20 protein-coding genes and 1 pseudogene are annotated in these 25,493 nt (G+C 58.9%); 5 read left to right on the top strand and 16 right to left on the bottom strand.

Going from position 1 to position 25,493, the window contains the following annotated elements:
* Window positions 1-12 precede the first annotated feature (12 nt).
* Window positions 13-1,380 (top strand): glutamine synthetase family protein, encoded by a 1,368-nt coding sequence (locus AACY30_RS15050; RefSeq protein WP_339472064.1) that lies wholly within the window; start codon window positions 13-15, stop codon window positions 1,378-1,380.
* Between the two features lie 598 nt (window positions 1,381-1,978).
* Here the strand turns inward: AACY30_RS15050 and AACY30_RS15045 are convergent.
* From AACY30_RS15045 to AACY30_RS15025, 5 genes and pseudogenes are all read right to left on the bottom strand, one after another.
* Window positions 1,979-2,710, bottom strand: a pseudogene (locus AACY30_RS15045) (tyrosine-type recombinase/integrase); the annotation flags it as partial.
* A gap of 546 nt (window positions 2,711-3,256) precedes the next feature.
* Window positions 3,257-3,799, bottom strand: coding sequence for a hypothetical protein (locus tag AACY30_RS15040; protein ID WP_339472015.1), 543 nt, complete (start codon window positions 3,797-3,799; stop codon window positions 3,257-3,259).
* A 198-nt stretch (window positions 3,800-3,997) separates the two neighbouring features.
* Entirely contained in the window at window positions 3,998-4,798 is an 801-nt protein-coding gene (locus AACY30_RS15035; protein WP_339472014.1) for a S1 family peptidase, read from the bottom strand.
* Window positions 4,799-4,933: 135 nt separating this feature from the next.
* A complete protein-coding gene (locus AACY30_RS15030; protein ID WP_339416158.1) occupies window positions 4,934-5,200 on the bottom strand; it encodes a hypothetical protein in 267 nt (88 codons plus the stop codon).
* Window positions 5,201-5,731, bottom strand: a complete 531-nt coding sequence (locus tag AACY30_RS15025; RefSeq protein WP_339472013.1) for a GNAT family N-acetyltransferase — start codon at window positions 5,729-5,731, stop codon at window positions 5,201-5,203.
* A gap of 326 nt (window positions 5,732-6,057) precedes the next feature.
* Here AACY30_RS15025 and AACY30_RS15020 point away from each other — a divergent pair, with 326 nt between their 5' ends.
* The 3 genes from AACY30_RS15020 to AACY30_RS15010 all read left to right on the top strand — a co-directional run bounded on the left by AACY30_RS15020 (window position 6,058) and on the right by AACY30_RS15010 (window position 8,396).
* A complete protein-coding gene (locus AACY30_RS15020; RefSeq protein WP_339416160.1) occupies window positions 6,058-6,204 on the top strand; it encodes a hypothetical protein in 147 nt (48 codons plus the stop codon).
* Between the two features lie 263 nt (window positions 6,205-6,467).
* Window positions 6,468-7,076 (top strand): LysE family translocator, encoded by a 609-nt coding sequence (locus tag AACY30_RS15015; protein WP_339472012.1) that lies wholly within the window; start codon window positions 6,468-6,470, stop codon window positions 7,074-7,076.
* A 312-nt stretch (window positions 7,077-7,388) separates the two neighbouring features.
* Window positions 7,389-8,396, top strand: coding sequence for a GlxA family transcriptional regulator (locus tag AACY30_RS15010; protein WP_445261434.1), 1,008 nt, complete (start codon window positions 7,389-7,391; stop codon window positions 8,394-8,396).
* A 160-nt stretch (window positions 8,397-8,556) separates the two neighbouring features.
* Here the strand turns inward: AACY30_RS15010 and AACY30_RS15005 are convergent, their stop codons facing one another.
* The 11 genes from AACY30_RS15005 to AACY30_RS14955 all read right to left on the bottom strand — a co-directional run bounded on the left by AACY30_RS15005 (window position 8,557) and on the right by AACY30_RS14955 (window position 24,433).
* Window positions 8,557-10,521, bottom strand: a complete 1,965-nt coding sequence (locus AACY30_RS15005; protein ID WP_339472011.1) for an avidin/streptavidin family protein — start codon at window positions 10,519-10,521, stop codon at window positions 8,557-8,559.
* 151 nt (window positions 10,522-10,672) lie between these two features.
* On the bottom strand, window positions 10,673-12,031 hold the full coding sequence (locus AACY30_RS15000) for an MFS transporter (RefSeq protein ID WP_339472010.1): 1,359 nt from the start codon (window positions 12,029-12,031) through the stop codon (window positions 10,673-10,675).
* 20 nt (window positions 12,032-12,051) lie between these two features.
* Window positions 12,052-12,873, bottom strand: coding sequence for an aspartate/glutamate racemase family protein (locus AACY30_RS14995; RefSeq protein ID WP_339416167.1), 822 nt, complete (start codon window positions 12,871-12,873; stop codon window positions 12,052-12,054).
* A gap of 30 nt (window positions 12,874-12,903) precedes the next feature.
* On the bottom strand, window positions 12,904-13,650 hold the full coding sequence (locus AACY30_RS14990) for a hypothetical protein (protein WP_339472009.1): 747 nt from the start codon (window positions 13,648-13,650) through the stop codon (window positions 12,904-12,906).
* A gap of 192 nt (window positions 13,651-13,842) precedes the next feature.
* On the bottom strand, window positions 13,843-15,501 hold the full coding sequence (locus tag AACY30_RS14985; protein WP_339472008.1) for a hydantoinase B/oxoprolinase family protein: 1,659 nt from the start codon (window positions 15,499-15,501) through the stop codon (window positions 13,843-13,845).
* 12 nt (window positions 15,502-15,513) lie between these two features.
* Entirely contained in the window at window positions 15,514-17,592 is a 2,079-nt protein-coding gene (locus AACY30_RS14980) for a hydantoinase/oxoprolinase family protein (protein WP_339540570.1), read from the bottom strand.
* A gap of 171 nt (window positions 17,593-17,763) precedes the next feature.
* Entirely contained in the window at window positions 17,764-20,400 is a 2,637-nt protein-coding gene (locus tag AACY30_RS14975; RefSeq protein ID WP_339540569.1) for a LuxR C-terminal-related transcriptional regulator, read from the bottom strand.
* A gap of 222 nt (window positions 20,401-20,622) precedes the next feature.
* A complete protein-coding gene (locus AACY30_RS14970) occupies window positions 20,623-21,861 on the bottom strand; it encodes an NAD(P)/FAD-dependent oxidoreductase (protein WP_339472017.1) in 1,239 nt (412 codons plus the stop codon).
* 487 nt (window positions 21,862-22,348) lie between these two features.
* Entirely contained in the window at window positions 22,349-23,281 is a 933-nt protein-coding gene (locus AACY30_RS14965; RefSeq protein WP_339472005.1) for a dihydrodipicolinate synthase family protein, read from the bottom strand.
* 42 nt (window positions 23,282-23,323) lie between these two features.
* Window positions 23,324-24,250, bottom strand: a complete 927-nt coding sequence (locus AACY30_RS14960; RefSeq protein ID WP_339472004.1) for a 4-hydroxyproline epimerase — start codon at window positions 24,248-24,250, stop codon at window positions 23,324-23,326.
* Window positions 24,251-24,262: 12 nt separating this feature from the next.
* On the bottom strand, window positions 24,263-24,433 hold the full coding sequence (locus AACY30_RS14955; protein WP_339472019.1) for a hypothetical protein: 171 nt from the start codon (window positions 24,431-24,433) through the stop codon (window positions 24,263-24,265).
* Window positions 24,434-24,624: 191 nt separating this feature from the next.
* Here AACY30_RS14955 and AACY30_RS14950 point away from each other — a divergent pair, with 191 nt between their 5' ends.
* Window positions 24,625-25,392, top strand: coding sequence for an AraC family transcriptional regulator (locus tag AACY30_RS14950; protein WP_339540568.1), 768 nt, complete (start codon window positions 24,625-24,627; stop codon window positions 25,390-25,392).
* Window positions 25,393-25,493 lie beyond the last annotated feature (101 nt).

Below are 25,493 nucleotides of genomic sequence, written 5' to 3'. Positions count from 1 at the left end.
AAGAGGTTTGACATGCAATTTGCTGATAAAAAAGAGGCCGAAGATTATCTCGCCGCCCACCCTGAAGTGCTGAGCATCGAGTTGATCCTTATCGACACGAATGGTGTTCCACGTGGCAAACTGTTGCATCGCAATGAGCTACTGGCGGTCTACGAAAATGGTCGGCCGCTGCCGAGTTCCATTCTTGCCTTGACCGTGCAGGGAGAAGACGTCGACGAGACGGGCTTGGTCTGGGATGTTGCTGACGCCGACTGCTGGACCTACCCTTTACCGGGAAGCCTGACCCTGCAACCTTGGCGCACCAATCCCACCGGCCAAGTGCAGGTGAGCATGCACCCGACCCAAGGTATTCCGGCCGCACCGGCCGACCCACGCCATGTACTGGTGCACACCATCGAGCGGCTGAAAGCCGATGGATTCCATCCGGTAATGGCCGTTGAGTTGGAATTTTACCTGCTGGACCGGCAGCGCGACGTCAACGGTCGGCCGCAGCCGGCACTGCAAACCAATGGCGTACGCCCTGTTGCCCCGCAGGTTTACGGCGTCTACGAACTGGAGCAGGCTCAACCGTTTCTTGATGACCTCTATGCTGCTTGCGCGCTGCAAGGGCTGCCGGTCCGTACGGCGATCTCCGAGTACGCTCCGGGCCAGCTCGAGTTGACGCTGGAACATCGTTTCGACGCACTCCAGGCCATTGATGAAGGCGTCCGTTACAAACGCCTGGTCAAAGGTGTGGCCAACAAACACGGGCTGCAAGCGTGCTTCATGGCTAAGCCATTCAGCGATCAGGCCGGTAGCGGTATGCATTTGCACGTCAGCCTGGCCGACGAGCAGGGTCACAACCTGTATGCGAGCGAAGACCCACAGGGCACGCCGCTGTTGCGGCACTCCATCGGTGGGATGATGGAGACCTTGTTTGACTCGCTGGCGATATTTTGCCCGAATGCCAATTCATATCGACGCTTCCAGACCGGCAGTTACGCGCCGCTCGCCAAAAGTTGGGGCGTCAACAATCGTACGGTGTCGTTCCGCGTACCCGGCGGCCCCGCGATAAGTCGGCACATCGAACACCGCATTTGCGGTGCCGATGCGAACCCCTATCTCGCTGCCGCCGCAGTACTGGCGGGCATTCACCACGGCATCACTCATCAAAGCGATCCTGGCGCGGCGATTGTGGGCAATGGCTATGAACAGGCGACCGATTTTCTACCCACCGACTGGCTTACAGCGTTGCAGGCATTGCAACGTTCAACGTGGGCACGCGAGGCGCTGGGGGCTGAATTCCTGAAAGTGTTTCTGGCGATCAAGTGGCGCGAGTTCCGTCAATTCAATGCTGAAGTCGGGGAGCAGGATTGGCGCTGGTACCTCACCCACGCATAAATTTTGGCCCGTCAGCGCGTCTTAAAATGGACTGCTGGAGAGTAGCTGAAAACTAAGATGCGTATAGCACATCACACACCGCGACTGACCAGAGCATCACGATGGAGGAGCGGTAATTACCATTCTGGTATGACGATAAAACCTCGTTGAAGTACTCCTTTGTTTTGACCGCGACGATGTCGTCAGCGAATCCTTCCAGGGAAAAACCAGGCATAAGTGCGTCCTTAACTACGAGTTCGTTGTGGGCTCGAAACAACAGCTAATTGTAGGATATCTGTAATGGTTATTAGAAAAGCTGTGGGTTGAACACGGCTGCGGCTTTGGAAACGAGGCCAACCAGTCCTTGAGCCTAGTGTGGTTCTACGAGTTGCTTGATCAACGCTTCTGCTGGCTGGTTGAATCTCCCTTGCTTTTGCCAGGCACTCTCCCAACCTCGCGGCGGATCTCTCATGACGTATTAAGCCTATCAAGACGTCGGCTAATTGCCGTAGGTCGGCTGGGCTGACTGTCTGGTTCTGGTTGAATCCACAGTCGAAAACGGGCAATCGTGAGAGACCGCTTTTGGCCGTTTTCTGCCTGTCATACATGTAGCAACGTGTCATTTCGTAGGCTTCACAATTTCACCGACTCGCCGATATACCTTCTTGGTCATTTCCTCTGTGGAGTGACCTAGTAGGCGGCTAGCGTGCGTCAGCTCGATCTCGCTGGCAGCTTTTGGTCTGATATCCTTGAACTGAAACTGAGGAATGCTCGTTGCCAGCGCGGGATCACCGTCAGCTGACGCTTTGATTGCTGCCTTTTCTCGTGCGTCGTCCCACCGATTACGCAACATCTGCTGGCTCATCCGAAGTCCAGACGGGTTTGTTATCAAAGTTGACGTGCGGATTCCATTGACGGCTCTGCGTTCTTGCAGGTCGTCGATAAAGCTACTCAGGCCGGATTGGATTCCGTCATCTTCCAAACGAAGACGCAGACGTTTTTCGGTCTTGCCCTGACCAATCAGCAAAAAGCCATTGTTCAAGTCGGTGGCTGCAACCTTGAGCACATCAGCGGGACGTTGGCCGGTCAGGTAGGCCAGATCCATCGCGTCCTTGAGTTCCTGCACCGCTTCCGCGTATACCGCGTTCCATACGGTTTCACCGGCATAATAGTCCCGTGGCTTTTCCTTGTTGCGGCGAACGCCAAAGCAAGGGTTTGCTTTGTCAGTCAGCCCCCATTCTCGTGCAATGGTAAATGCATGGGAGAGCAGGGCGATCTCACGGTTGGCCCTCACTTTGGCTGTCCTAGCGTCACGGTACTGCGCTACTACTTGAGGCCCTATCGAATTTAGGTCTGTCCAGATCGCTTTGCGGTGCCCGGTGTAAGCGTCTAAGGGCTAGCATCAGAGCCTCTTTATCGTGCGTCATTAAGAGTACGATCAACGGTATCTGCGAGTTTTAACTGCATTTTAGGGGAGTGTAGTGAATGACTAGTGTCCGCACGGGCGCAGGTCAGCGGGCATCGCGGACCTCGGCGAAGTTGAGGATGGGCAGCCGGTCGTGGGTCACTCAGGTCAATCCGTTTCACGGGGAGTGCGGGTCATTTCCGGGCGGTGGGCGGATTGATTTGAACTGCTGATTCCTCCAGGTGCCGAAACAGCACCATCCAGAGGACATAGCAATGACTGAAGAAAAGAAGAAAGAACCTGAACAACAAACTCCAGCGCACTCCACCGAAGAAGAGCGCGAGCGCCTGAAGGACTTCAACAAAAACGGCATTCCGCCCGGCACCTGCTGAGTATTACGCGATCCGTGCCGTAAGGTGTGAGAGGACGGCGGATGTAAATCCGCCTCCTACTCGATCTGTGATTTGGCATCGTGCGCGCAACCGTGCTCCTTTACGGAACAAGGCTATCGTCGAAGTCTTCACGCTCGATGGTTGTGTAGGCCTGCTCGCGAATGCCGCCTTCGGAATAGGTGCAGAGTCGACTTGTCGCTTTTTTACCCGGCAGACGCACGACGATGCCCTCGCTGAATTCGGGGTCGTTGGGTTCTCCTGGGGTAAAGTTTGTGCGCACCGTGCGGTCGAAAACGGCGTAGGTTACGCCATGATTGGTGAAGCGCAGATGTGCCTCGGCGCCACCTGAGTAGCCCGTAGAGCTGAGCCAGAAATGACCATTCGGTGGACTCAGCTTCTGGGGGTAGCTCAATTCAATTTTGCCGGGCGTACCAAATCGGTATTGCACATAGCCTGTTGTCGCTGAGAAACCGGACGATGCGCACACCGAGATCATCTTCGGGCCGGAGTCGCATCCGAATAATAGCGTTTCTTGCGTCGAACATAGAAAACGCTGCTCCGACGTCCCTGCGAGGGCATCTAGTGCTATAGCACCCATCGTCAGGAAGCAAAGGCCTTTTAGCATCGTGACTTTAATTCCCATGAGGGTTCCCGTTTTATTCGATGGAAATTTATCAGCATGTGTTCTGTGCTGCCGCAAACGCAGGATTTGGGCGTACACCTTCATGAGCCAACAGAGCTATTCACGCGGCGCCCGTCATTGCAAGGAAGTGGGTCGCAGTCAGCAGGCCTGTGTAACCGTAATATCGCCACGCCTACACGTCCGCCAAAAATAATCCAATCAAGGCGATTCGCTCATTGTTTCGCGAATAAAGTCAGCGATCTTCGGGTGGGACAAGCGTGCAATCAAGACGCCTTGACTGACGACGCCGAGTTGCACAAATCCTCTTTTGGGATGTTTGGTGAATACAGGGCCACCGGAGTCGCCGCTGTCCGGTATCAAGCCATCAGCCCCCACACAGAAAGTGTTTTGCAGGTTCACGTTTGGCGCGAGTGATGTGCACAGTGCGTCCGTCATTCTGGGCAAGCGTGCGCGCTGCAGATGGTCCGGCTGTGCGTCGGGGGCTGGGCTGCGCGCCGTGTTTCCCCAGCCGAGGGCGGTAGGGCGCTTGATGCGATCTTCAAGCCCTTCTTCGCGTGTTACCAGCGTGATGGCCTGGATGTCGGTGATGTCGCGATCAAGTTTGAGCAGCGCGACATCAAGGGTCAGCGAGCGCAGGAATTCAGGGTGAAGGGCGATTTGTTGTACGCCGACGGTATGCCCCTGCAGTGTTTTGCTCAACTGGGTGCGCCCGAGGATCACCTCGACGTCAGCCGGTTGCGTGTTCACCAGGCAGTGGGCCGCGGTCAGTACCCATCGAGGTGCGACCAAGGCTGCGCCACAACCGTGACGCTCCAGCGACGTCGTGCCTGCCGCTTTGAATTGGAGCGAAGCCATAAACGGATAGCGCCCATCCTGCGCATCCGCGCCGCCCACGATGGCGAAAGCGGCCATTGGAACGATCAGCAGGGCGACGACACAGGCTTTTTGCAGGAAGCGGGTTATCGGTTGTAATACGGAGTAACAGCTGCTGTCGAACATGGCGACCTCTTTAAAGGCTATTGAGAAGAGGTCAAGTAGCCCATGGGCGATGGCACCTGCAAAATGAGAAGAGCGCTAAAAAGTTGAGCGATGTTTCTGTGGTTGGATAGCGAAACGTGGACAGTCCCCCTATGGTCACAACTGCATCGGGCTATCGTCAGTCCTGACGATCCTCTTGTCTTTGGCCTCATTCGAATAGGCGCCAATTTTTTCCTGTTGCGCCGCCAGCAGTGCGCATATTTTCATCAGCGTCACGGCCTCATCTGGCGTCCTGCCGCTGGCCGCCATAGCGGTCAACTCAACCACTGACCAGCCAATAACTGCCGCCGCATCTTCCAGGTCGTAAAACAATTCCTGCTGGGCAGTCCTGGGACCATCGAGCCCTTGTATCAAGTCGTCCATTCAGCCCTCCAGGTGCTTCAGTTCAAAACCCATGGCGTTCATCCCGATTTCGGCCAAGTCCGTGTTGAAAGGGATTTCACCGATCAACTGAAAACCAAACGCTTCATAAAACCGTCGGCCATTGGGATTGCTCTTGAGTACCGTCAACCACAGCAAGCTTTCCCCACGCTGTACGGCCAGGTCGCGAATGTATTGCATAAGCTGCTTCCCATACCCCAGCCCTGCGGCGGATTTGAGAAAGTAGATTTTGCGCAGCTCCGCACCTATTTCTCCGGTCAGCGGGGCAGGGGCTGACCAGTTGACCTTTGCAAAACCCACGACCCGCGCGCGTTCGTCGCAGGCGAGCAGCCACAGGTGGCTGTCAGACAGGTCCAGTGAATCGCGTAGCGCGCCGTGGGAGAAGTCGCGGTCGAGGAAGGTCTGCAAGCCGGCGGGGGACCAGATCGTTGAAAAATGCTGCCGATAGGTCTCGCAGCCAACTTGCTGCAGGGTATCGAGGTCGGATTCAGTCGCTTGCCGAATGTTGAGCATAGGCATCCTTGAGTTGCGTGTGAGATGAGTGATTACGCTCTAGACGGGCAGTGTATGTAAACCTACGCCGCCGCCATTCACCGCTTTGCCGAGGTGTTGAATACCCTCAAAGGCCGTCTACGTCGTTTCGATTCCGATCTGATCCGTCACCCTTAATACCAAATGCTGTGGCCAGACGGAAGCGAGTTGTTGTTCAGGACGCACGCCACGTTGTACCGTCACGCATACAAACCCTACCATCAGGTTACACGATAGCCATGACGCACTTCCTCTTGCACTGTCCTATCAAACGAGAAGTTAATCTCGTCAAGTAAGAGAGTGATGTCATGAAGTTGAAGTGTCTAACCAAGGCGGCTGTTGTCGTCGCGCTGTTGTCGAGCTTGTCGGGCTGCTGGATATTCATGCCGCCGGGTGGCGGCGGCGGTGGTCACGGTGGCGGACATGGTCAGGGCGGTGGCCCAGGCCCGCGTTAAATCATTAGCGCCGCAGGCAAGTCATGAACAATGGCTTGCCTGTTTTTTCCTGCGATAAACCCCAGGCAAAGAAAAGCCCGCGTGGGGCGCGCGGGCTAAAAGGATGTTCATTAGGAGCTGGGTCCACCATAGGGGGTCATCTGTGAAAGGTTTGTGAAAGCTTCGGCAAAAAAGTGTATGCCTCAATCGTGCCGTGTCTGTATGGGGCAGGGTGCGCCATAACTCTTTAATGTCGCAGGCATACCCCCGTTGGATGCCGCATCATGTACATGTCTACCAGTCTGTTGTCAGCGTTCGTGCTGTTCGCCTTCGTGTCTTCGATCACGCCAGGGCCCAATAACACCATGTTGCTCGCCTCGGGCGTGAATTTCGGGTTCCGTCGGTCGATGCCCCATGCGTTGGGGATCAGCATCGGGTTCATGGTGCTGGTGATCGCGGTGGGCCTTGGCTTGGGCGAAGTGTTCAAGGTGTTTCCATGGGCTTATACGCTGTTGCGCTACGTGGGCGCGGCGTACCTGCTGTACCTGGCGTGGAAAATCGCGACGGCTGGCGGCCTATCCGACAGCAACGATGAGCAGGGCAAGCCCATGACTTTCCTCGGCGCGGCGGCGTTCCAGTGGGTGAACCCCAAGGCCTGGATCATGGCGCTCGGGGCCATCACCACCTATACGCCGGCTGAAGGCTATGTCACCAATGTGCTGGTGATTGCGCTGGTGTTCGCTGTGGTCAACTTGCCCAGCGTGTGCGTGTGGGTCGGCTGTGGCAGCGGCTTGCGCAGTGTATTGCGTGAGCCGCGCTGGCTAAGACTGTTCAACGGGTCGATGGCCGGCTTGCTGGTGTTGTCGCTGTACCCGATGCTGTTTGCCGGCTGAGTGTCAGACCGGCGAGATGGTCGCCAGCAAGCCAATGCCGATGGTCAACACCAAAAAGCCGAACAGGAAAAGTGCCATCTTGGCCATAAGGCCTCCGAAGAGTGGGTTGGGAATGGGGCCATTGTCCGCCTCACCCGCACTTCAATACAGGCGCAGATAGCAAAGAAAAAACCGTATCAGATGGCTCGCCCCCTGTTCTACCACGGGCTTTGAGCGTTTGCGGTTTTCTCAAGATCAGTGCCTGAGACAGCCATCGCGTTTCCCCCTAAGATGGCACCCACTGCATCAACAATAAGAGTGGGCCAACCCTCGATGGAAAGACGTCAATTCAGCGGAGGCATGAAAGGCAAGAACCTGCGCTACCTCAATGAAACCCAGCAGCCAGCCTCGGTGACCCGTGTCGGCTTCTTGCTGCTTGAGCACTTTTCCCTGCCCGCATTCACCCAGACCCTCGACACCCTCGTCACCGCCAACCTGCTGCGTCCGGAATTATTCGCTTCGCGCACCTTCGGCTGGGACGCTGGCGAAGTCAACAGCGACCTGGGCCTGGTTATCCGCCCCGACGCACGTCTCGACGTGGCGGCCCTGCAAGACCTGGAGTTGCTGGTGATCTGCGGCGGTTTTCGCACTGAACTCAAGGCGAGCGAAGACTTCATCCACCTGCTGCGCAGCGCAGCCGAACACGGCGTCGGCCTCGCCGGCCTGTGGAACGGCGCCTGGTTCCTCGGTCGCGCCGGCCTGCTGCAAGGCTATCGTTGCGCCATTCACCCCGAACATCGCCCGGCCCTGGCGGAAGTGTCCAAGGCTGCCCACGTCACCAGCGAACCCTACGTGATCGACCGCGACCGCCTCACCGCGTCAAGCCCCTCCGGCGCCTTCCATATGGCGCTGGACTGGATCAAGGGCCTGCACGACAAAGCCCTGGTCGAAGGTATCGAAGACATCCTGGCCTTCGAAGAATCCCGCTACCGGCGTATCAAACCCACCGAAAACGTCAGCGTCAGCGCGCCCCTGCGTGAAGTCGTAAAACTCATGGACGCCAACCTCGAAGAGCCCCTGGAACTCGACCAGCTGGCCGTCTACGCCGGCCGCTCCCGCCGCCAGCTTGAGCGGTTGTTCAAGGAACAACTGGGCACCACGCCTCAGCGTTACTACATGGAACTGCGTGTCACCGAAGCGCGCCGGTTGCTGCAACACACCGAGTTGTCTCAAGTGGAGGTGCTGGTGGCGTGCGGGTTTGTCTCACCGAGCCATTTCAGCAAGTGCTATAGCTCGTATTTCGGATATCGCCCCTCCAAGGAGAAGCGGTTGGTCAAGTAGAGTGATGGCGCGAGCTCTGACGCCGTTTAGTCAAGGGCGAACCATGTACCTGTGGCGAGGGAGCTTGCTCCCGTTGGACTGCGTAGCAGGCCCAGTCTTTCAAAAAAGAGCTGGGGCCGCTGCGCGATCCAGCGGGAGCAAGCGCCCTCGTCACAACAACTCACTTGCCACGTAATGACTGAGCACTGGGGAAAGCATCAGTAGCGCGTGTGAAATGCAGAGATGAAACTTGTGTCGCCAGGTAAGCATGCGCAGGGGCTACAGCGGAGCTGGTCAGTACCAACAAGCTCAACGTGTCAGCCGTCAAATCCAAGGTTCCGCAGAGGGTACAGACCGCGTTCTCCCGAGTAAGGGTGGCGCTAAGGCTCACGGATTGGAGCGAGAGTTTGCACTTCAGCGTATTGACATCAGTAAACCCGGCGACCTCGGCGCTGGCCTCCTGACATGTGAAAGAGCCCCGAACGATACCGAAGCGTTGCTTGCTGTCGCTGTACACACTCAACACTAAGGAGGTCCCATCGGCTGTGACCCAATGGCCTGCCAGGGTATTTTTGACGGGAAAGGGTTCGATGCGCGTACTCGGCCTGGTCTGCACTTGCTGTTCAGCCCGCGTATACACCAACTTGTCGATATAGCTGCCCTGGCGTGCCAGCTCCGGAAAGTCGCTGGTCGCGACTAACACGTGGTTCAATGTGAGCACGTTGCCTTTCTCCGTCACACTCAGTTGGCCACTTAAGCCCGAGGCCCAGTTCCAACTGGGATCCTTTGTTTCGTCACCAAGGTCATGCCATTCAATGGCCAATGCCAGTGGCTGGTTTGTAGTGCGGGTTGCACCCGTGCCCGATACGCATCCAGTGATCGAGTACTCACCCGTTGAACCGGTCGATGATCGATAGGTGCCTGTGACCTGCCGCCCCGAAACTTGCAGGGTCATTACCGAGCCATAGTCGTTCCGCCAGGTTCCGGCAACTGTGACTGTTTCGCTAGCCGGGCCCGGTAGGGTGAGTTTTCCATTCAGCACCGCTCTTGCATCAGGCGCAAAAGGCTTCGACGAAGACCGCGTGATGATCTGCGGACCCTCAGGACGATTGAATAGCCAGATCCCCACTGGGGCCAGCGAGTAAACCTCGCGGCTGCATTTCACCACTTGATACTCATAGACGGTGTAGCAGTAGTCCATGACCACCGATCCCACCACTACCAGGTCAGTCAGGCCCAATGGAGCGAACTGAGGGAGTATCTGGCCCTGTTGTGGACCCGCTTCGATCAGGCATTCATAGAGTTCGCTGCCCAGGGTCATTTGGCCGTCTGCAAATTCCAGCAGGATGTCAGGCTGGTTGCTGTGGGAGATACGGGCCAGTGTTTCGCGCATGAGCGCAGAGTCACCTTTGAACTGCGATGAGCCAGAGTCGAGGGCAAACTTGATATTGGCGCGCAGTTGTTCTGAGCCGACTGAATAAGACTTCAAGTCGGTCGACCAGATATATTCAACTCCGGGCAATGCGCTATAGACGGACCAAGGCAAGAACAGATGGGGCCCCTGGGCTTTAGATAAGTCGACAGCTCCCATTCGACAGTCGCCGCGTCGCCGCGGGGCATCCCAATCAAACGCAACGAAGGGGTGGGCAGGGTCGAGTTGACCTTCGCGCATCAACGTCTGGAGCACGAAGGAGCTGCGACCTTCCACATAGGCGCTGCTGCATGGAAGGCCTAAGCCACCATCCCAGTCCAACTGCTTGAATGGGTCACCTTCGTAAGCCGATGCCAGAAGCAGTTGGCTGTTAAGGTGCGCGTCGTTAGGCAGGGTAAGCACGTCCGACGCTGACTCCACCTGCATCGTGCCCCATGGCCCAAAACTGTAAGGTCGACGCAGGCAATCGGTAAACGCAAAGGTGCTGGAAGCCTTGATGTCAAAACGGCCACCTGCAAAATGCTTGCATTGGTCGGCGGAACAAAGCGTTGAGGTGACCCAGCTCATATTTGTGCCTGAGTCGAGGGAGAACTTGAGCGATTGAGCAGGGGTACCCAGTTTGATTGTGCAATACCAGGGCGATGCCCCGTTGTTTTGAAAGGGCCCCCGTTGCATGGGGAACACCAGGTTGTTCTGTAGTGGTTCACTGTTCATGAAGACTCCATCCTTGAGGGGAATGCAGGGCTACTGAAAAAGTGGAGGAGCCCTGCAGTTTGCGACTTCATATTCAGCCTTGCTTTCCTGTTGGTGACTGTCAGTGGTAGCCGATGAGAGCGGTCGGATTTGACGATCGGGCACGCCAGCCTCAGCGCAACGCTTCGCCCTCGGTTTCGGGAATGAACACGACGAGTATTACCGTCACCATCAGAAATGCATTGATGATGGTGGTCGTCAGGTTGAACGATGACCCGTAGGCAATCAGCGCTCCGATCAGCGACGGTGCCAGTACGTTTGCCACCCGTTGCGCGAAAATGGCCCATCCGTAACCCACTGTTCGAAGTGGCGTGGGGTACAATTCGCCGATCCAGGCGCCCCACACGCCCCAAGCCCCCAGGCTGAAAAATGCCAGGGCAAAGTTGCTCAGGTAGAGCATCTCCAGCGTATGGGCATTAGCGAAGCCGTAACCGGCCAGTACGGATGCGCCGATAAAACCGACGATGACTTTTTTACGTCCCAACCGTCTCGTCAGGTACGACGCGGCCATATACCCCGGAATCATGCACAGTGCAGACAGTGCAATAAAACCGTAGCTCTGAGGCAGGCTCAACCCGCGCTGCTGGAGTAACGTGGGCAGCCAGGTCTGCAAGCCCCAATACCCCCAGGAAAACGTGAAGTTGACGGTAATCTGCAGGAGGCTGACTTTGAGCAGTGCGCGGCGGAACAACTCCCGTTGGTGGCCTGACACGCTACGGTCTACTTGCAACGTCTGGTCTTCGGGAATTTGCACCCTGCCACGGCTCAGCGTATTGATCGTTGCCCTAGCGTCAGCCTGCCGATTCATAGAGGCCAGCCAATAGGGTGACTCCGGGACCCAGCGTGCCACCGCAATCGCCCACAGACCGCCAAGTGAACTCAATACGATAACTGCGCGCCATCCATAGGGGAGCAGCCACACGGTGGCGCCTAATGCCAGCAGCATTCCAATAGGCCAGCCAGAAGCGAGATACACCGTCAACGCACCGCGATAGCGAACCGGTAACAGCTCCTGGAAGTGGGCAAATGTCACCACCATCATGCCTACTGCAGCGACCCCGGATAGCAATCGCAGGGCATAAAGCGTTGAGTAGTCAGGCGCAAACGCGCTCCCCAGAGAGATCAACCCGTAAGTGCCCAGGCTCCAGATAATTGCACGCTTACGGCCGATACGTTCGGCGACTTTTCCCCAAGGCAGCGCCCCCACCAGCATCCCAATGAACATCGCGCTGATCAGGTGGCCCACGGCAAGTGCGTCCAGGGAAAACTGCGCCGCAATCAGTGGGGCGGTATAGACGATGATCATCATCTCCCAGGCTTCAATCGCGAATACCAAAAACAATACCAGGCAGCATTGCAGGTGGGTGCGGGTCAGGGGGAAGCCCCTGAAAACATCCCCGACTTCGCGAGTGCTCGCACTGGCATCGGGTATCGGTTGGGCAGGGTGGAGCGTCGAGGGTATATCACTCATGGTGGCTATCCTTTTCGAAGTCAGGCTTTTACACGGTTGCCGATTGGCGCAGCGCCCTGGAATAAACCGAAGCGTTGGATTTCGGCCTCAGGAGGCGGCTCACAGCTGCCTACACGGCTTGGTCGCCAACCAAATCTGCGTTTCATGCCGGCCATGGATTCGGCCACTTTGAAGGCCGCTACCACGGGGTCTATCACCGGTACGCCGACCTCACGCTGCACTTCCTCGAAAAATCCAAATTCGATGGTGCAGCCCAGGATGATGGCCTCGGCACCGTCGTCTTCCACTGCACGATGAGCCTGTTCGATGATCTTGCGCCGGGTCACAACGTGATCCAGCTGGAACTCATCCACGCCCATCCCCAGCGGCCTTAACGAAGCCAACCGGTCACCCGCGCCATAACCCTGGACGCGGGTACGCATCTGCTCGATCCACTTGGTGCGCCCAACAATGATCGAAAACCGATTAGCCAGGTGTTCTACCACTTGTAAACTCGCCTGGCAGGGCGCCACCACTAGCGTTTCTCCGGAGATTTCCCGTGCATCTTCCAGTGCTGGGTCGTAAAAACACCCGAGTACCAAGGCGTCCACGCCCTCCTGTGCACAATCGCGCGCAATGCGCACCGTGCGCTCATAGGTGAGCGCCTCATAAGCACGGTACTCCAAGTGTGTCGGGCTATAGGGCATGTCAAACGACACCACTTCAACCTGGGTGGAAGGCTGCTTTATGCTGTGCAACAGATGGGCGATGGGCTCGTCAAACGTCGGGCACCCAATGGGGTTGAGCCAACGCACGGTGACCGGCATATCTTGCGGCGCGATGTTGAAGTCAGAACTGTCCATACGGTATTCCTTGATAGAGGCTCAGAGGCCTTAGAAGAATTTCACCAGGGCCATGGTCAAGCTATTGGAATAGGGCAGGTTGTCGCTGTGGTAGTAATCGAAGTTCAGGTTCGCCGAAACGTAGAACTTTTGTTTAGCGAAGCCGGTGTAGGTCATCGCGGGGCCGATCTTGCCTTCACGGGATTCCTTGAAGTCCGACGCCGAGCGGTTGTTGATGTGGTAGGAGTGATGCAGACCGAGCCATAAATCATCGGTCACCAAATAGCCGGCGGCGATGTCCGCCATCCAGAAGCTGATACCGCCACGCAGGTTTACGGGATCACCGTCGCCGATGTCGGTGCTATGGCGGTTGCGCGAAGCGTAGTGGATACCAATCGGCGTAAACGTGGCAGCGAAGCGTCCAACGCGCAGGTAGTTGGCAACGCTGAAGCTGGCGCCGTACCGGTTGGCAAATGCGCCGTACCCAGTACCCTCATCGTTTCCGTTGGGGAACTCCAGCGAGAGCGTCGGGTTGACCCAGAACGTGGTGAAGTCATCAGCGCCGTACGCGCTGCTGGGCTCGACCACATTGTAGTAATAGGCCAAGCCCAGGTTAGGAGAGGCAACTCCCCAAGCACCGTTGTTGCGTGAGGCGTTGCTGCCGGTGTAGCCAGCGTCGGCACCGACCCAGAATTGCAGTTGGTCGCGCTGCGTTCCGGTAAAGCCGGTCTCGGAGAAGTACGCCAGTACCGTATTACTGCCTGCGCGCACGTCGCCATTTGTGGTGCGAGTGAACACGGGGAACGATTCCAGGGCCCACTTCCCAGGTTCGCCGGGTTGGGCGAAACCGATGAATTGTTCGCCTTGTGCCGAAGCTGTGAATCCCAAAACCAAGGCAAGCGTCGGCCCTACCCATAAACGTGATGAGTGTCGAAGTTTCATGGTGGTGCTCTCTTTTTTGTTGTTGTTCTAGGCGGCTGAGCGTCGTTGTCAGAGCGTCAGCCCGTACACGGATTGCGCGGTTTCTGCATCGACATAACCGTTCTTCACGTCTGCGCGCACTGCGTGAGGATCACGTTGGCTGGCAGGGCCATAACCACCGCCGGCACCGGTACGCACCCTGACCAGATCGCCGGCATTCAAGGCGATACTGCTGGCCATGCTGTAGCGTTGGCATTGGCCATCGCTCCTGACGACTTCTATATAGTTGGGTGTGCCTTCCGCGCCTTGCTCCAGGCCCCAGGGCGGAATGACCGAGCGGGTGTAGCCGCAGGTCATGAAGCTGCCATCGGCGCGAATCCGATAGTCGATACAAATGCCGCGACCGCCCCGGTACTGGCCATGCCCACCGGGCTCGTCGTTCAGGGCGAGCTGTTCGACATACAGCCCATATCGGGCTTCGCACACCTCAACGGGGCAGTTGTAGGTTTCTCCATGCAGCCCGGAATACACGGCGTTGTTGCCATCGCGACCAGGCTCGGCGCCCCAGCCGCCGATCTCCGGTTCCACGAGGGTGAACATGCGCCCGGTGTCGGGGTGAACGCCGCCAATGATCGTGGCGCACACCGAAGCGAAATTGCCGGCGGGCAAACGGTCCGCAAACTGTTGAGCCAGGCAGCACAGGATCAGGTCGTGAACCCGAATCAGGTTCTCGAAATAGAAGCCTTCGGCAGCGGGCAGTTGGGCATCGAACAATGACCCCGGACGGGTAAGTACCCTGAGGGGCCGAAAGGTGCCGCCATTGGTGATGCCTTGCGGTGCAGTGAGCGCCTTGAACGCCATTTGCGCCGCTACGACTGCTCCGTCACGGCTAAGGTTTGTGGGCCCCAGGCATTGGTCGGGATTGTCGCGCAGATCGATCACCAGCTCGGTTTCGCGGATGTCTATCCGCACCTTGAACACGCTGCCGTCGTCTTGCAGCTCTTCGAGGTTGAACTGCCCTGCGGGTAATGCTGCCAGTGCCTTGAGCGACACTTTTTCGCCCAGGTCCATGAAGTCTTTCATCGCCAATAAAAACAGGGCGCAGCCGTACTTGTCGTTCAGTTCGTGCAAGCGCGTCGCACCGTTACGCACTGCAGCCACACCGGCCCACAGGTCACCCTCCATGAAATCCGGCATGCGTGTGTTGGCGCGCAAAATCTGCAACACCGAGCGAATCGGCTGGCCTTTGCTGATCAGCTTGACCGACGCCAGGCGCAGGCCTTCCTGGAAAATATCCGTGGCGTCCGTGGACAGCGATCCCGGTACTCGGCCGCCTACATCATTCCAATGGGCTATGTTGGCGGTCCAGGCAACCAACTGGCCGTCTGCAAATACGGGCATGGCCAGCACTACATCGTTGAGGTGTGTCACGGCGCCATCATGGGGGTCGTTGCTGATGAAAACGTCGCCGTCTTCAATGTCTTGGGGCAGAGGGTGATGCAGTAGGATCTTTTTTACCGCTTTGTCCAGCACCCCCACAAAAGCCGGAATGCCTGCGCCGGAGCTGGCGATCTCGCCCTGGGCATCAGTGATGCCGGTGCCCATGTCCAGCACTTCATAGATCACCGGGCTCATGGCGGCATTGCGCATTGAGGTGAACATCTCGTCGGCGATCGCCTGGAGCGAGTTCTGGATGATGTCTCGGGTGAAAATGTCGAGCTTAGTCATGGCAATGTTCCTTCAGCCGTTGATCATGATGTGCAGGTTGCCAAGGCGATCCACGTGCACGCGATTGCCGGGATGTACCACCACGGTGGTTCCGGCGTCCTCGACGATGGCCGGACCGAAAAAGGTCATCAGTGGCTCAAGCAAGTCGTAGTCGTAGAGGAGCGCTTCATGGATGCCCTCCTGCGCGTAGTCCACCCGCCGCAGGCCTTTACAGGCCTCGCTGACCAGTCGACCAGTGATTGGCAGCGCCGTGGGTTGTAACTTGCCAATCTGGGCGACAGCGACCAGGTGAAAGCCGATGATTTCCAGCGGGGCTTGCAGTTGGTAGGTGTAGTGCTGCTCGTAAACGCTGTGAAAGCGTTGTTCGATGGCTTCCCAGTCTGCGTCCAGGCGCTCTTGTGGGTTGAGCAACACCTCCACGGAATGCTCCTGGTTCTGGTAGCGCAATTTGCAATGCACTTGAAGCTCAACCTGCTGTGGGGGAATCGCTTCTGTGACGAATTGCTCGCGAGCGGCGCGCATCAGCTCTTCGAGAAACTGTTGGGCTTGGTCAAGATTGTTGGAGTCTGCGGTTTCAACGAAGCGGTTGATAAACAGGTCACGGCGCAAGTCCGACAGGGTCATGCCCCAGGCAGAGAACACCGAGGCGCTTCGTGGCACGATGACTTTCTTTACGCCCAGTTCCTGGGCCAGGGCCACGGCATGCATCGCGCCTCCGCCGCCAAATGCCATCAACGTCAGCTCCCTTGGGTCGTGGCCTCGGCTCAACGAAACCAATTTCAACGCATTGACCATGTTGTCGTTGGCCAGACGCACGATGCCGCGCGCCACCTCATCCATCGGTAACTGCAGGCGTTGGCAGAGCTCGTTCAGGCCCTGCTCCACTGCCGGCAGGTCAGCTACCACATTGCCGCCGCAGAAGTATTCCGGGTTGATACGCCCAAGCATCAAGTTGGCATCGGTCGTCGTGATCTGCGTCCCACCGTTGCCATAGGCCGCTGGGCCCGGCATGGCGCCGGCAGATTGAGGGCCGACGTGCAACTTCTCGAAATCGTCGACCCAGGCGATGGAGCCTCCGCCATTGCCAATTTCCACCAGGTCGACCACCGGCACCATGATTGGGTACCCCGCGTTGATCCGGTTACGCTCGATCCAGTAATCGGTCTTGATCGACACTTGCCCGTTGCGGATCAACGCGCATTTTGCGGTGGTCCCGCCAATATCCAGACCCAGCACATTGGGCTCGTCGATCAGTCGTCCCAGTTCGGCGGCCGCCCAGAATCCACTGGCCGGGCCGGATTCGACCATGGTGATCGGAATATCCCTGGCGTGCTCCACACTGTCGACACCGCAGTTGGATTGCATGATGTACAAGGGCGCCTTATAGCCGCCTTCGCGCAACCCGCTCGCCAAGTCGTCGAGGTAGCGTGCAGCAATGGGCTGCACGTAGGCTGACAGCACGGTGGTGCTGGAGCGTTCGTACTCGCGCCATTCGCGGGTTATCTGATGGGAGGCCACCACCAAAACCTCTGGCCAGAGCTCACGCACGCGGGCCAGTACCGCTTGCTCGTGGGCCGGGTTGGCGTAGGCGTGCAGCAGGCAGATTGCGACAGCCTCTACCTTGTCTGCGCGGAAGGCCTCGAGGATCCCGGCGATCTGCGAGAGATCCAGAGGCTCACGCTCCTGTCCGTTGGTGTGCAGGCGCCCGGATATTTCGCGGCGCAGATAGCGGGGTACAAACGGCGCGGGCTTGACCCATTTGAGATTGAAATAATCGGGACGATTGGCCCGGGCGATTTCCAGTACATCGCGAAAGCCCTGGGTAGTGATCAACCCAGTCTTGACACCGCGTCGTTCGGTCAGCGCATTGATCACCACGGTGGTGCCGTGCGCCAGGAAGTCCACGGTGCCCAGGTCGATCTCGGCTTTACGGATAACGTTAAGCACACCCTGTGCAAAGTTCGGCGGGGTGGTGTCGACTTTGGCGGTGCGAATCCTCTGCTCTCCGGTGGCTGGGTCGTTTTCGAAATACACGAGGTCGGTGAAAGTACCGCCGACGTCGGTGGCCACGCGCACTGTTTTGCCGTCCATACCCACTGGGCATCTCCTGCTGTTTTTATGATTTTTTGACCAGGAGAGCGCCTCTCGCTGGTGTTGAGAGAGGCTAGGGCGCGCCGTCCATGGACGGCTACGCGCAGCGCGGGTAGGTGGGGGGGGAAGCAGCATAGGGACTACCCGTGTGGGTAGGTTGGTGGCTTAACGCTAGGGGCCTACCAGTCCCAAACGCAATGCGGCGGCCGTGGCTGCGGTCCGGCTATCCACGCCGAACTTGGCAAATATGTGTTTGAGGTGGAATTTCACGGTGTTCTCGGAAATATCCATACCTTGGGCAATCGCTTTATTCGATTGGCCTTCGGCAAGCAACGAGAGGATTTGCGTTTCTTTTGCGCTGAATGGCATGCGCGGACGAACAGGGTGGGCACGCCAACCGCGCAGGCGGGTGATGATTGCAGCGAGGCGGGTATTGAGATCGGCGCTGGCTTCCAACGCTGGTAGCAAACATGGCCCGGCCTCCATTAACAGGCCTGGCAATGCCTGGGCAGGGACCGATGCGAGTGTCGCGTTGTGCTCAATCGGGTGGCCTTTGCCATATGCCGCCAAAGTCATTATATGCAGGCGCCAGGCAGGTAAATGCAAACCGCGCTGTTGCAGTGATCGAGCACCGTGCACGAGGCGATTGAGTGCCGCACTGGAAGTGCCCGTGGCGAACTGCAACCTGGCCAGCGCCAGTATCGCCGCCTCCTGATTGCGCCAATCGTCGGGACTATTTGCAGCACTTTCCAAGCGGGCGGTGTGCGATTCATGGCGTGCCTGTGACAGGAATCCCGCTTGTACCAAGAGGTCCACACGCCAAGCGCTGACCAGCCGCGTCAATCTTTGCCAATTGCGCGCGGTGGCGAGTTGCGCAACATGCTCCAACTCAAGCAGCGCTGGTTGCATGCCTTGGGTCCGCAGTACCGTACGCCATGCCACGTCGGCGGTGGCCGCGGTGATGTCCAGCCAACCGTCTGTGTGGTTCAGCGAGGCCCAGCCGTCGCGAAACCAAGGTATCACTTCGGCCCAGGTGCCTTGCCAATACAGGTGTTGTGCCTTGAGACACCCCACCAACGCCCTCACAGAGCTCTCGTTACCGAACTGGTCGACGGCAATCGATAACGCGTTTTCGACCAGTTGCGCTGATGCTGGAATATCGCCTGCCAACGCCAGGACTTGTGCCTCATGGATTCGGCAATAGTTCTCGCCCCGTGGGCTGGCAATCAGACGCATCTTGATGTGCGCCGAACGAATGATCTGTAGCGCCAATCCCAGTTGGCCTTGGGTCAATGCCTGCAAGGCATTGACGCATTCAAGCGTGCCGGTAGCCAGCAGGTTATCGTCTGGGATGCCATCGTAGTGGGGCAGTTCGAAGCAATCCACATAAGCGCAAGCGAGGGTCCGAACGACGTGGAAATCGCCCGCCAACCGTCGATCGTTTTGAACACGTCCCTGGACAAGATCGAGGAGTTGGCCGGCGAGCGCGTGCTCGCCGAGCTTGGCGTGCAAGTACGCCTGGAGCAGTAGCAGGTCCGGTTCAGTACCCAGGGTTCGCTCGTCAAACTGCTGCAGCAGGCTTTGGGCGTACCGGATACCGTTGTAGAGCACCACTTGCCAGCTTCCTGCGCTAACCACCAGATCCACCGCCAACCGGGTATCACGCGCTCGCAGTGCATAAACGATCGCTTGAATCCAATCCTTTTCCTGGGCCAGCCATTGGGCGGCCCCATAGTGAATATCCTGTGCTGCACTAGCATCAATGCTCTGCTTGAGAAAGTCCTGAAGCAGGCGGTGATGGCGAAACCACTGACGGCCAGCATCCAGCGGTACCAATAGAGCGTCAAGGTGGGTCAGTTGCATCAATAACTGTGTGCTGTCGCTGCGCCCACGCACCGCATCGGCCAACTCGGCGTTGAAGCGCTCCAGCAGTGCCATGTCGCGCAAAAATGCCTGGCACTCTGCTGACAGGCGTTGCACAACCTGCCCGGTCAGGTAATCGGCGATATCGGTGACGCGTCCAGAGAACGCGGTGAGGCCGTACAGCGAAGCATCGCCACTGGCCCGCCACAGGCGCGCCAGCTGCACGGCCACCGCCCAACCCTCCGTTCTTTCATGCAAGTGCGTAAGTTCTGCGGGGAGGATATCGGGCCCCAGTATGGCTGCGGTTTCTGCCTGCGTTAGCATCAGTGCGTGTGCGGATACTTCATGCACCCAGCCATTGGCTTTCCACTGAGTCAAGGGCCAGCCAGGGCGGATGCGCGCAGCGACTATCCACTCCAGCCAGGGGGTCGCCTGTTCAAGCAGCGCCTGTACGAGGGTGTCGAGCTGAGGATTGGCGGCTGCATGGTAGTCGTCAAGGAACAGCGTGACCTGCCGGTTTTCCCTGGCGAGTGCATGGAGCAGGGCAGTGATCGTTCGTTGCGGTTGAGCGTCCAGCGCTTGGTCTTGCGCAAGCCGCGTCAGGTGACCGAGATCAAGGCCCGCACGGTCTAGCGTAAGAATCAAATAGGAGAGGAAGCGATTGGGATCGCTGTCGGCCTCATCCAATGAAAGCCAGGCGATGACTGGCGACGTCGTTGCTGTTAGCAGGGTTTGGCGCCACTGCATCAACAACGTTGTCTTGCCGTAGCCGGCGGGGGCGACCACCAGGACCAACGGACCTTTGGTTCGCGTACTGAAAGCGTCCAGCAGTGATTGCCGAGGAAAAGATGTCAGCAGCGTCAACGGCGGCGTCAGTTTGCCAACCCAACACCAAGCGCTGACTGTGGCGATAGAAAGCTGTTTTTTCACGGTGGCGGGTCTCATGCAGGAGGGTCCGCTTCTGATTAAACAGCTGAGTTTTCCGGGGCGGCGTGCTGAATCGTCACGTGATGTTTATGGAGGCAGATATGTACGAGTCAGGTCCTTACGTTCGTATAAATGGGCTGCACCACCGTAACCTGTAACCCGCATTCCAGAGGGATTGAGTTAAGCGATAGAACATATCTTGCGTGCCTTGTAGGATCCCTCTGATTTTGAGGTCATCAATCAAAATCGGCTCAGAGCATAAGGCAGGGGCGTTGGTACAAGGGTTGACGATGCCAACTCCCCAACGATCTCCGCCGTCACCGCCGCCTGCGTCAACCCCAAATGCTGATGCCCAAACGCAAGCAGCACCTTCCCGTCGCAGACCCGGTCAATCACCGGCAGCGAATCCGGCAACGACGGCCGGAATCCCATCCACGGCGTCGCACCTTCCGCACTCAGGTCCTGCCTAAACAACCCTTTACTCAACCGATGCAACTGCCAGGCGCGCTCCATATTCGCCGGGCGGTCGAGGCCGGCGAATTCCACAGTGCCGGCCAGTCGCAGGCCGTCGGCCATAGGCGTCATGATGAATTTGCGTTCCAGGGAGGTGACGGCAAACGGCAGGCGCTGCTGTTCGTGGGGCAGCATGAGGTGATAGCCGCGCTCGGTGTCCAGCGGGACTTTTTTACCGGTCAGTGCGGCGGTGAGTTTGGCTGAGTGGGCACCGCAGGCGACCAGCACCTGCCGTGCGGCCAGCGGGCCTTGGTCGGTGGTGAGTGAGACGCCGTGTTGTTCCAAGCGTCCCTCCAGCACCTGGCGCTTCAGGAATTGCACGCCACTGGCCTTGGCTGCCTGGACCAGCTCGCACACCACTTGGTAGGGGTCAAGGAAGTGCCCGGTGCTGGGGAAGAACAGCCCGCCTCGGATGTTGTCGCTCAACTGCGGTGCAGCCTGGCGTATCGCGTCGCCGGACCAGAACGCGACGGGCACCTGTTGCGCTTGCATACGCTGCTGCAAGGCATCCAGGGCGTCCCGTGAATCCGCCCGTTCAAACACCAGCAGTGAGCCCTCTTCGCGCAACAACTCCGGGCGCCCGATGCTGTGCAGCAGGCGCTGCCAAGCGCCCTGGCTGCCCTCGTTCAGCGCGCGGATACCCGCGACCGTGCGCTGATAGCTGGCCGGGCGCAGGTTCAATAACAGGCGTAGGAACCAGGGCAGGGCGCGCGGCAGGTATTTCCAATCCAGGCGCAGCGGGCCCATGGGGTCGAGCAGCATGCCGGGCAAGCGTTTGAGGATCGACAGGTCGGCAATCGGAAACACCTGTTCGGTCGCCAGGTGCCCGGCGTTGCCATAGGACGCGCCCATGCCGGGTTCCTGCTGGTCGACCACCAGCACTTGCCGGCCCTGACGCGCGAGTTGCAGTGCACAGGCGACGCCGATAATGCCGGCGCCGACCACTACGATATCGGGATCGGACATGGTCTGCGCTGCACAGTTCGGCAGTCGATCAGCCGCCCTGCGGATGAAGCGATCCAGATCCGGCCCTTGTACCGCGATCACCAGTCCTGGGTGGGTACAAAATTGTCCGGCCCCCAGGTTCAAGGAGCTCACAAAACCCTGGGCCAGTGCCTCACTCCGAGCCGCCAACGCTGCCGGGAACAGGTACACCGGGTTGATCGAGCCCATTTCCGCATACACCGGAATGGGCTCGGGCCGCGCCTGCGCCGCTTGCGTCCACGCCAATGCGCACGCCTGCGCGACATGTTCGCCGTCGCCGCCCAGGTAGGCGGGCTCCAGGGCTGCGTGGGGGGCGGGATTGATCGCCCGGATCGCTTCGCGATTGCCGCAAATGAGTTGCTGACCGATCAGCATCTTGCCCGTCAGAGTCATGGAATCGTCCTGGAAAAAAGTGGGCTTGGCCGCTGCGAGAACCACAGCGGCGCGCAAGGGGTCAGGCGACGTTCTGTTATGCCGACCAGTTGGCGTACCACTGGCGGAACAGCGCGTACTGGTGCTCGGCGTAACGGCGCTGGGCGTCGCTGAGGGCGTCGGTCTCGTTGAAGTGCAGCGCGTAGCCCTGGTCGCCGTTGAGCACCATCAGGTGCTTGTAATACAGCACCAGGTCGCAGCCTTCATCGAACGATGACAGCACTGCCAGCGCGGCTTCCAGTTCACGGGCCTGGCGGCGCGCCTTGGCATCGCCCTTGGCGGCTCTTTTGCTCAGCGCCACCAGTTGCAGAACTTCCCGAGGCAGTGCATTGCCGATACCGGTGATGGCGCCGGTCGCGTTGCAGTTGACGAAGCCGTGCACCACCTGGGTGTCGACGCCAACCATCAGCGTCACGTTATCGTCCTGGGAGGTGATGTGTTCGGCTGCGTAGCGCAGGTCGGCAGCGCCACCGAATTCCTTGAAGCCGATCAGGTTCGGGTGTTCGCGGCGCAGTTCGAAGAACAGGTCGGCGCGGGTGGCGAAGCCGTAGTACGGGCTGTTGTAGATCACCGCCGGCAGGTTGGGCGCAGCCTTGAGGATTGCCGAGAAGTGCGCCTTTTGCGCGGTGGCGCAGGCGCCTCGAGACAGGACGCGCGGGATCACCATCAGGCCATGGGCGCCGACTTTGGCGGCGTGGGCCGCGTGCGCTACCGCTTCACGGCTGTTCACTGCGCCAGTGCCAACGATGGTCCGCACGCCCGCCGTCACCAGGCGTGCCACGCCTTCCTGGCGTTCCGCTTCGGTCAGCAGCGGCCAGTCGCCCATGGAGCCGCAGTACACCACGGCGCTCATGCCGATATCGATCAACTCGCGGCCCTTGGCGACCAAGGCGTCGAAGTCCGGTTTGCGCTCAGCGGTGCACGGGGTCATCAGGGCGGGGATGCAGCCGGTGAAAATGTTGTCGCTCATTGTTCTAACTCCTGAAGTCGATCAGTTGAATACGGTCGGGGCTTATATGCCCCAGGCAAAAGGGTCGCGCTCGTCGATCAGTAAGGTGCTGTCGGCGGTCATGTAGGCGCTGCCGGTGATGAAGGGGCGGATGCGCTCGCCGTCCCATTCGTAGCGAGCGTCGAATTGGCTGCCGGTGATGCTGGCTTGAGTCCAGGTTTCACCGGGCGCGAGTTTTCCATCGGCGGCCAGGCAGGCCAGCTTGGCGCTGGTACCGGTGCCGCAGGGTGAGCGGTCGTAGGCCTTGCCGGGGCACATCACGAAGTTGCGACTGTCGGCCAGGTCATCGTCGGCGAACAGTTCGATATGGTCGATCAGCGCGCCGCCTTCACCGTGAATGCCCTGGTCTTCAAGGGCCTTGAGCATTGCCCAGGTGTAATCGGTCAGCGCGTCGACGTTGTCCATCTGCAACAGCTGGCCGTGCTGCGTCACCAGGAAAAACCAGTTGCCGCCCCAGGCGATATCGCCGTAGACCACGCCATGGCCCGGCACGTCCACCGCCACCTGTTGGCGAAAACGGTAGGCGGGCACGTTGCGCAGGGTCACGCTGCCGTCCTTGTGCAACGTTGCCGCAACCGGGCCGACCGGTGTGTCGATGGTATGTACGCCGGGCTGGATGCGACCCAAGTGATGCAGGGAGGCGACCAGGCCGATGGTGCCGTGGCCGCACATGCCGAGGTAGCCGGCGTTGTTGAAGAAGATCACCCCACACACCGCGCCGGGGGTGACGGGCTCGCAGTACAGCGCACCGACCAGTACGTCATTGCCGCGCGGCTCCAGCAGGCAGGCGCGGCGCCATTGATCGTGCTCGGTACGCAGGTGCCCCCGTTGTTCGGCGATGGTGTCGCCGTTCAGCGCAGGGAAGCCGCTCATCACTAGGCGCGTCGGTTCGCCGCCGGTGTGGGAGTCGATCACATGCAATCGCTTCATAAAACGCTCCAATCAATGGGTGGCCGGGGTCAGCGCGGCGACGGTGACAGGGGCGACCGCGCCGGCCGACACCGCCATCTCGATGCCCGACAGGCCAAACGGCGCGAAACCCTGGACCTGGAAGTTCGCTGGCTTGAAGAAGGTGAACAGCACGACAATTTTGAACTTGCCTTGACCTGACATAGCGTCGCCTTCTTGTGAGTTATTGGATAGGCATGCAGTGGCCCTACAGTGAACTCATGGACGGCGGCACGATTGATGTTTTTTGCCCGCATCGGTGACGAAATCAGCACAGTTTGCACCGCTCGACAGCGCCCTGGGCATCGGGCAATCTGCTACGCATCGAGGCAATTTGCGGGGGGGGGGCGACAGTCATGATGCAGAGCGCGTTTGTGACCCTTTGCCAAGGGAGCGAGGCGAGTCGCCCCCACACTATCGAGCAATTATTGGCCGGTGTGATGCAGCTATTGCCGATGCTGGATGTGATCCCCAATGCGGCGATTTTCATCAAGGACACTCACGCCCGTTACGTCCTCGCCAACCGCACCCTGGTGCAACGCTGCGGCCTCAAACACCTGCAACCCCTGCTGGGCAAGACCAGCGCTGAAGTCTTCCCCGCGCAGTTGGGACCGGGTTACACCGAACAGGACCGGCGCGTGCTGGAGCAGGGCTTGGTGCTGGGGGACCAGCTTGAATTGCACCTGTACGGCACCCGAGAACCCGGCTGGTGTTTGACCCACAAGTGGCCTTTGTACAACCACGCGGGCGAGATCATTGGCCTGGCGGGTATCTCCGTAGACCTGCAAACCGCCAGCGAAAGCCACCCGGCCTACCAACGCCTGGCTGCCGTGGACGCGCATATCCGCGCGCACTTCAACCGCCGCGTCACGCTGGGTGAACTGACACGCATCGCCGGGATTTCAGTCGCGCAGTTGGAGCGTTACTGCAAACGCGTGTTCCACCTGACACCTCGGCAAATGATCCAGAAAGTGCGACTGGAGCACTCCCATCGGTTGCTGCATACCGACATGCCGATTACCGAAGTCGCGTTGCAGTGCGGGTATACCGACCACAGCGCGTTCACCCGGCAGTTCAAGGCCTCGACAGGGTTTACGCCGAAGCAGTACAGGGAAACCTGCTAAGTATCCAGACGGTGCTTTTCTGTGGGGGCTTGCCTGCGAGGCAGCGTTTGCGGTCTGCCTGATACACCGCTGACGCAGCCTCGCGGGGGCTCGACAGCTGC

The sequence above is a fragment of the Pseudomonas sp. RA_5y_Pfl1_P24 genome, from assembly GCF_963970945.1.
GTDB lineage: Bacteria > Pseudomonadota > Gammaproteobacteria > Pseudomonadales > Pseudomonadaceae > Aquipseudomonas > Aquipseudomonas tritici.
Note: the sequence above shows the minus strand (reverse complement) of the source record. Positions and strands in the feature narration are given on the sequence as shown.

Bases quoted from the DNA above. Each gene is read 5' to 3' on its own strand.
- AACY30_RS15050 (WP_339472064.1), top strand. From the start codon at position 13: ATGCAATTTGCTGATAAAAAAGAGGCCGAAGATTATCTCGCCGCCCAC.
- AACY30_RS15040 (WP_339472015.1), bottom strand. From the start codon at position 3,799: ATGGGAATTAAAGTCACGATGCTAAAAGGCCTTTGCTTCCTGACGATG.
- AACY30_RS15035 (WP_339472014.1), bottom strand. From the start codon at position 4,798: ATGTTCGACAGCAGCTGTTACTCCGTATTACAACCGATAACCCGCTTC.
- AACY30_RS15030 (WP_339416158.1), bottom strand. From the start codon at position 5,200: ATGGACGACTTGATACAAGGGCTCGATGGTCCCAGGACTGCCCAGCAG.
- AACY30_RS15025 (WP_339472013.1), bottom strand. From the start codon at position 5,731: ATGCTCAACATTCGGCAAGCGACTGAATCCGACCTCGATACCCTGCAG.
- AACY30_RS15020 (WP_339416160.1), top strand. From the start codon at position 6,058: ATGAAGTTGAAGTGTCTAACCAAGGCGGCTGTTGTCGTCGCGCTGTTG.
- AACY30_RS15015 (WP_339472012.1), top strand. From the start codon at position 6,468: ATGTACATGTCTACCAGTCTGTTGTCAGCGTTCGTGCTGTTCGCCTTC.
- AACY30_RS15010 (WP_445261434.1), top strand. From the start codon at position 7,389: ATGGAAAGACGTCAATTCAGCGGAGGCATGAAAGGCAAGAACCTGCGC.
- AACY30_RS15005 (WP_339472011.1), bottom strand. From the start codon at position 10,521: ATGAACAGTGAACCACTACAGAACAACCTGGTGTTCCCCATGCAACGG.
- AACY30_RS15000 (WP_339472010.1), bottom strand. From the start codon at position 12,031: ATGAGTGATATACCCTCGACGCTCCACCCTGCCCAACCGATACCCGAT.
- AACY30_RS14995 (WP_339416167.1), bottom strand. From the start codon at position 12,873: ATGGACAGTTCTGACTTCAACATCGCGCCGCAAGATATGCCGGTCACC.
- AACY30_RS14985 (WP_339472008.1), bottom strand. From the start codon at position 15,501: ATGACTAAGCTCGACATTTTCACCCGAGACATCATCCAGAACTCGCTC.
- AACY30_RS14980 (WP_339540570.1), bottom strand. From the start codon at position 17,592: ATGGACGGCAAAACAGTGCGCGTGGCCACCGACGTCGGCGGTACTTTC.
- AACY30_RS14975 (WP_339540569.1), bottom strand. From the start codon at position 20,400: ATGAGACCCGCCACCGTGAAAAAACAGCTTTCTATCGCCACAGTCAGC.
- AACY30_RS14970 (WP_339472017.1), bottom strand. From the start codon at position 21,861: ATGTCCGATCCCGATATCGTAGTGGTCGGCGCCGGCATTATCGGCGTC.
- AACY30_RS14965 (WP_339472005.1), bottom strand. From the start codon at position 23,281: ATGAGCGACAACATTTTCACCGGCTGCATCCCCGCCCTGATGACCCCG.
- AACY30_RS14960 (WP_339472004.1), bottom strand. From the start codon at position 24,250: ATGAAGCGATTGCATGTGATCGACTCCCACACCGGCGGCGAACCGACG.
- AACY30_RS14955 (WP_339472019.1), bottom strand. From the start codon at position 24,433: ATGTCAGGTCAAGGCAAGTTCAAAATTGTCGTGCTGTTCACCTTCTTC.
- AACY30_RS14950 (WP_339540568.1), top strand. From the start codon at position 24,625: ATGATGCAGAGCGCGTTTGTGACCCTTTGCCAAGGGAGCGAGGCGAGT.